General features: G+C 74.4%; 7 protein-coding genes. 6 read left to right on the top strand and 1 reads right to left on the bottom strand.

The annotated features are described in order from the left end of the window. The 5 genes from NWP09_RS11240 to NWP09_RS11220 form a co-directional block, all read left to right on the top strand. On the top strand, positions 1 to 545 hold a 545-nt coding region (locus NWP09_RS11240; protein ID WP_258275600.1), incomplete at its 5' end, for a hypothetical protein. A gap of 60 nt (positions 546 to 605) precedes the next feature. Continuing rightward, positions 606 to 1658, top strand: a complete 1053-nt coding sequence (locus NWP09_RS11235) for a hypothetical protein (RefSeq protein ID WP_258275599.1) — start codon at positions 606 to 608, stop codon at positions 1656 to 1658. Positions 1659 to 1693: 35 nt separating this feature from the next. Further along, positions 1694 to 2593 carry a 1,4-dihydroxy-2-naphthoyl-CoA synthase gene (locus NWP09_RS11230; RefSeq protein ID WP_258275598.1) on the top strand — a complete coding sequence of 300 codons (900 nt, stop codon included), beginning with the start codon at positions 1694 to 1696 and terminating at the stop codon, positions 2591 to 2593. Positions 2594 to 2625: 32 nt separating this feature from the next. Then, positions 2626 to 3627, top strand: coding sequence for an AMP-binding protein (locus tag NWP09_RS11225; protein WP_258275597.1), 1002 nt, complete (start codon positions 2626 to 2628; stop codon positions 3625 to 3627). Positions 3628 to 3967: 340 nt separating this feature from the next. Next, positions 3968 to 4924, top strand: a complete 957-nt coding sequence (locus NWP09_RS11220; RefSeq protein ID WP_258275596.1) for a 1,4-dihydroxy-2-naphthoate polyprenyltransferase — start codon at positions 3968 to 3970, stop codon at positions 4922 to 4924. Between the two features lie 28 nt (positions 4925 to 4952). On the opposite strand, the gene NWP09_RS11215 is transcribed toward NWP09_RS11220, so the two are convergent. Then, positions 4953 to 5318 (bottom strand): DUF4229 domain-containing protein, encoded by a 366-nt coding sequence (locus NWP09_RS11215; protein WP_258275595.1) that lies wholly within the window; start codon positions 5316 to 5318, stop codon positions 4953 to 4955. A 48-nt stretch (positions 5319 to 5366) separates the two neighbouring features. Between NWP09_RS11215 and NWP09_RS11210 the strand changes: the two genes are divergently transcribed. Beyond that, positions 5367 to 5789, top strand: coding sequence for a PLDc N-terminal domain-containing protein (locus tag NWP09_RS11210; protein ID WP_258275594.1), 423 nt, complete (start codon positions 5367 to 5369; stop codon positions 5787 to 5789). Positions 5790 to 5900 lie beyond the last annotated feature (111 nt).

Here is a 5900-nt window from a genome sequence, read left to right as displayed (position 1 = left end):
ACGAAGAGCACCGGCTGGATGCCGAGGATGCGGCGGGGAGCCCGGGGGCCCGACGGCCGCTGCGGCCACGGGGAGGGGGGGGGCGGCGGGGCGCCCGGCGCCCCCGCCTGTACCCGGGCACGTACGAGGTGGACCGGGTCGAGGGGCCCGTGTTCGCCGTGGGCGGGGAGCGCTTCGTCGTCGACGGAGACCCGCGCACGCCGACGGAGGTCTACGGGGGCACCCAGCTCGTGCCGGCGCTCGGCGAGCTCGCCGAGGCGCACGCGCTCGCGGCTGCCGCCGCGTGCCAGCGAGCCGGCACGTGCGAGCTCGGCGACGACGTGCTCCTCGGCAGCTCGGGCGACGTGCACGTCCAGTGGAGCGATCTGCCGCGCGGTGTCGTGCAGCTCCTGGTGCCGCTCGTCGAGAACCGCGGATCGTCGGCGCAGTGGCTCGACATGGAGGTGCGGCTCACGGTCGAGCCGGGCGGCACGCCCGTGCGGTGGGAGTGCGGGGTGCCGGGCGAGTACGGCGGCGACCTCGCCACGTGCCCGGATCTCGGCTGACGCGAGACGGGCCGCGACCCGCCTCTTCACCCGCGCGTCCGGCGGGTGCATCATGTGCGCATGGCGGGCAGGATGCCGGAGTTCGAGATGCCGCCAGCGGTCGAGCCGGCGGCCGAGGCGGCGCCCGCGCCGCCGTCGCCGCCCGCGCCCGAGGTGCTCGAGGACGAGGCCGAGCCCGACGCATCCGCCCCGCTCGCGACCAGGCGCCGCTTCGTCTGGAAGCACGTCGTCGCCGCGGGCGTCCTCGGGCTCGTCGTCGGCGTGGGGGTGCCGGCGACCCTCGAGATCATGGATCGCGCGACCGCCGCGGGCGCGCTCGAGGACCTCCGCTCGACCGCGCTCGCCTACGTCGACGCCATCGCGCGCGGCGACTCGCGCGCGGCGAGCGACATGGTGCCGATCCGCGGCCTCGCGTACGCCGCGCCGCCCCAGGTGCTCGCGTCGGCCCGGCCGATCGAGGTGCCCGAGGTCGAGGTCGTGCACGTCGAGGGCGACCGCGGCACCGCGGAGGTGCACTACCGCGTGCAGGGCGTCGACGTCTTCCGCACCATGCAGGCCGAGCGCGTCGAGGGCCGCTGGCAGCTGCGCACGTCGCTCGCGGAGGTCGTCGACATGAGCGGCCTGGATCCGGGCATCCGCGCCGAGGTCGCCGGGGTGCAGCTCACGGGGTTCCTGCCGATCATGCTCTACCCGGGCGTGTACAGGGTCGACGAGGTCGCGGGTCCCGTGATCGTCGTGGGCGGCGACGTGTTCACGGTCGACGGCGACCCGCGCACCCCCGCGGCGCCGAGGGTGACGGTCACGGTCGTCCGGGCGGTCGGCGAGCGGGCGATCGCGCTCGCGGCCGCGCAGGTCGACTCGTGCTGGGAGCGCTCCGGCTGCCTCGTGCCGCGCGGGGTGCGGCTGCGCTTCGACGACCTCGCGCACGTCGTGAACGTCGATCCGATCGCGCGCACCGTCGACCTCGCGGTGGGCTTCACGACCCTCGACGAACCGGGCCGCGAGTCGTTCGACGTGCAGGTGCGGGTCGCGCTCGACGAGCACGACCGGCCGCTGCGCTGGGAGTGCGGGCAGCCCGGCTGGTTCGCGTCGCGCCTCGAGCCCTGCGGCTGAGCGCCGGCGCAGCCCCCGATGGCTAGGCTGGCGAGGTGACGATCTCGCCCCTGTTCGACCCCGCCGAATGGGGCGACGCGGCGCCCGGCTACGACGACATCACGGTGCACCGCTCGCGCGACGGGCGCATCGGCCGCGTCGCGTTCGACCGCCCCGAGGTGCGCAACGCCTTCCGCCCGCACACGGTCGACGAGCTCTACCGCGCGCTCGACGACCTGCGGCAGGACAGCCGCGTCGGCGTCGTGCTCCTCACCGGCAACGGCCCGAGCCCCAAGGACGGCGGCTGGGCGTTCTGCTCGGGCGGCGACCAGCGCATCCGCGGCCGCGACGGCTACCGCTACGCCGAGGGCGAGACGGCCGGCAGCATCGACCCGGCGAGGTCGGGCCGCCTGCACATCCTCGAGGTGCAGCGGCTCATCCGCTTCATGCCGAAGGTCGTCATCGCGGTCGTGCCCGGCTGGGCGGCCGGCGGCGGCCACTCGCTGCACGTCGTGTGCGACCTCACGATCGCGAGCGCCGAGCACGCGCGCTTCAAGCAGACGGATGCGGACGTCGGGTCGTTCGACGCCGGCTACGGCTCGGCGTACATGGCGCGCCAGACGGGTCAGAAGTTCGCGCGCGAGGTGTTCTTCCTCGCCCGCGAGTACAGCGCCGACCGGGCCCTGCAGGCCGGGGCGATCAACGCATCCGTGCCCCATGCCGAGCTCGAGCGCGTCGCGCTCGACTGGGCGCGCGAGATCCTCACGAAGAGCCCGACCGCGATCCGGATGCTGAAGTTCGCGTTCAACGCGGTCGACGACGGGCTCGTGGGGCAGCAGATCTTCGCGGGCGAGGCGACCCGGCTCGCGTACGGCACCGACGAGGCGGTCGAGGGGCGCGACGCGTTCCTCGAGAAGCGCGAGCCCGACTGGTCGCCGTTCCCCTGGCACTACTGACCGAAGGCATCGCGAGCACGGAAGGAGAGATCATGGCGATCGTCGTCGAGACGAGCGGGTCGAGCGGTGTGCCCAAGCGCGTGATCATCTCCGAGGAGGCGATCGAGGCGTCGACGAGCGCCGCGCTTGAGCGGCTCGGCGGGCCCGGCCAGTGGGTGCTCGCGCTGCCCGAGCAGTACATCGCCGGCAAGAACGTCATCTGGCGGAACGAGGTCTCCGGTGCGCCGCTCGTGCGCACGGAGGGCGCGTTCACGGCCGAGGCGTTCGTCGAGGCGGTGCAGAGCCTCGAGCACGAGCGCAAGTACACCTCGCTCGTGCCGACGCAGCTCGCCCGGCTCGTCGACGCGGCCGCGCTCGACCGCTCGTTCATCGGGCCGATCGCCCGGCTCGACCGCATCCTGCTCGGCGGGCAGCGGGCGCCGTTCGGCCTCATCGAGCGGGCCGCGCGGCTCGGCTGGCGCGTGACGCGCACGTACGGCGCGACCGAGACGGTCGGCGGATGCGTGTGGGACGGGCGGCCGCTGCGCGACGTGAAGATCCGGCTCACCGACCAGATCGAGATCGCCGGGCCGCAGCTCGCCGACGGGTACGAGGACGCGGCGCTCACCGAGCAGCGGTTCACGACCGACGGCTCGGGCACGCGCTGGTACAAGACGGGCGACGCGGGCAGCCTGATCAGCGGGCTGCTCCAGGTCTCGGGCCGCATCGACGACGTCATCAACTCGGGCGGCATCAAGGTGTCGCTCGCCGCGGTCGAGCACGTCGTGCAGACCTTCGCGCCCGACGCGGTCGTCGTCGCGGCGCCGCACCCGGAGTGGGGCGAGGTGCCCGCGGTCGTCACGACGCTCAAGCCGTCGCTCGCCGAGATCCGCGCGGCGGTCGGGAACGCGCTCGGCAAGCCCGCCCGGCCCAACCACCTCGTGACCGTGTCCGTGATGCCGACCACCGCATCCGGGAAGCCCGACCGCAAGCGGCTCGCGCGGCTCGTCGCCGGGCGCACGCAGGAGCGTCGCCGCCGGGGCCTCTTCGGCTGAGCCCGGGATCGGGCCGCGGCTGCCCGCCCGCCGCCGCGACCCGTACGCCCCGAGCCGACCCCGCCGACGCGAACCGTTCGTCCCGAGCCGACCCCTTCGCGGCGAGCCGCTCGCCGACCCGACCCCTCCGAGCCGAGGCGACCGGATGCAAGGGGTCGGCTCGCCGGCAAGGGGTCGCGCACTGAAGCGAGGCGTTCGCGGTCGGGGTGAGCCGGCTGCGCGTGCGGCCGGTATGACCGCACGGCAAGGCCGTGCGCCGGCGAAGACGGGCGCCCGCGAGGAGGACGGCGCCAGCGGCGAGGGCCGGAGCCAGCTGCCCTCGGCGACTACGATCGAGGCGATGGCCAATCCCCGCTCCGGCAACCCCGCTCGCCGCGCGCAGGCGGCCGGCACCGGCCCCTCGCCCGCGACCGCGCGCGACTGGATCGCCGCATCCCGGCCCCGCACGCTCGGCATGGCAGTTGCACCCGTCGCGCTCGGCACCGCCACCGCGTTCAACGCCGAGGGCTACCACCTCGGCATGGCGATCGCGTGCCTGCTGCTCGCGGTCTGCATGCAGATCGGCGTCAACTACGCGAACGACTACTCCGACGGCGTCAAGGGCACCGACGCCGTGCGCGTCGGCCCCGGCCGCCTCGTCGGCGCAGGCAAGGCCGAGCCGCGCGCGGTGCGGAACGTCGCGATCGCGTTCCTCGCCGCGGGCGCGCTCGCGGGCGTCGCGGTCGTGCTGCTGAGCGGCCGGTGGTGGCTGCTCGCCGTCGGCGTCGTGTGCATCGTCGCCGCGTGGGGCTACACCGGCGGCAAGCGCCCCTACGGCTACTACGCGCTCGGCGAGCTCATGGCGTTCCTCTTCTTCGGGCCTGTCGCGGTGTGCGGCACGGTCTACGCGATGCTCGGCCGGATCACCGACGACTCGATCGCGCTCGGCGTCGCGATCGGCTGCATCTCGGCGGCGCTCATGCTCTGCAACAACCTGCGCGATGTCGACACCGACCGCGCGGCCGGCAAGCGCACCCTCGCGACGCTCCTCGGCCGCGGCCCCTCGAAGGCGCTGTACGTGCTGCTCATGCTGGTGCCGTTCGCGGTGCTGTGGGTGTTCTCGTACGCGCTCGCGTACGGCTTCGTCGTCTTCGCCGTGCTGCTCATCGCCGGGCCCGCGATGGTCATCGTGATCACGTCGCGCACGCCGCGCGACCTCATCACCGCGCTCGGCCTCACCGGCATGACGGCCCTGCTCTACGGCGTCGGCCTCGCGATCGCCATCTGGGGCGGACCGGCGGGCTTCGTCAGCGTCTGAGCGCCGCGCCCCGGATCAGCCCGCGCGGTCAGGCGCGGGGGGCGGATGGGTCCGGCTCGCCCGGCGCATCGGTCCCGTCGGCTTCGGGCCGATCGAGCGCCTGGTCAGCGGCCGGCCGATCGAGCGCCCCAGTGCCGGGCCGATCGAGCACCTCGTCCTCGACGTCCGCGTCGTCGGGGCCCGTGCCCTCGCGCTTCCGGCCCTCGCGCATCCTCTGCAGGTCGCGCGCCGCCTCGTCCCGCAGCTTCGCGAAGAACACGATCGACGCGGCGAACGCGAACGCGAGCGCGACCAGCAGCGAGAGCCACCACGGCACGTCGGCGATCATCAGCGCGGCGAACGGCACGAGGAACAGCACGGCGCGCACGACGAGGTATCGCAAGGAGGGGGCCATGGGTCAAGTCTATGAGCGCACCATAGGGAAGGGGCCTACGCTGAGGGCATGAGGTGGCTCATCATCGGCGGGATCCTCGCCCTCGTGGTGACGGTCTACGCGCTCGTCGACCTGACCGTCACCGATGACCGCCGCATCCGCCGCCTGAATCGCGTGCTGTGGGTCGTGCTCATCGTCGTGCTCCCCGTGCTCGGCGCCATCGGCTGGCTCGCGTGGGGCAAGGGCCCGCGGTCGTCGGCACGCCCGCTCGCGCCTGACGACGACCCCGCCTTCTCGCGCTCGAGCGATGTCTCCGACGCCGAGGCCGACCGCCGCATCGCCGAGCTCGAGGCCCAGCTCGCGGCGCTCGACGCCGAGGAGGAGCGCCCCGCGCCCGAGCCCCCGGTCATCGGACCGGTCGCCGACGACTCCGACGACTCCGACGGGTCTGGCCGCCGCTCGCCCGATGACGGCGACGCGGCGCGTGCCTGACGCGCTCCCCGCCGCCGCCTACGCCGACCGGCTCGTCGCGGCGCTCGCCGACGCGGGGGGCGCCGACGTCGTCGTGAGCCCGGGCTCCGGCTCTTATACACATCTCCCAGC

It is taken from the genome of Agrococcus sp. HG114, assembly GCF_024723325.1.
Taxonomy (GTDB): Bacteria; Actinomycetota; Actinomycetes; order Actinomycetales; family Microbacteriaceae; genus Agrococcus.
Note: the sequence above shows the minus strand (reverse complement) of the source record. Positions and strands in the feature narration are given on the sequence as shown.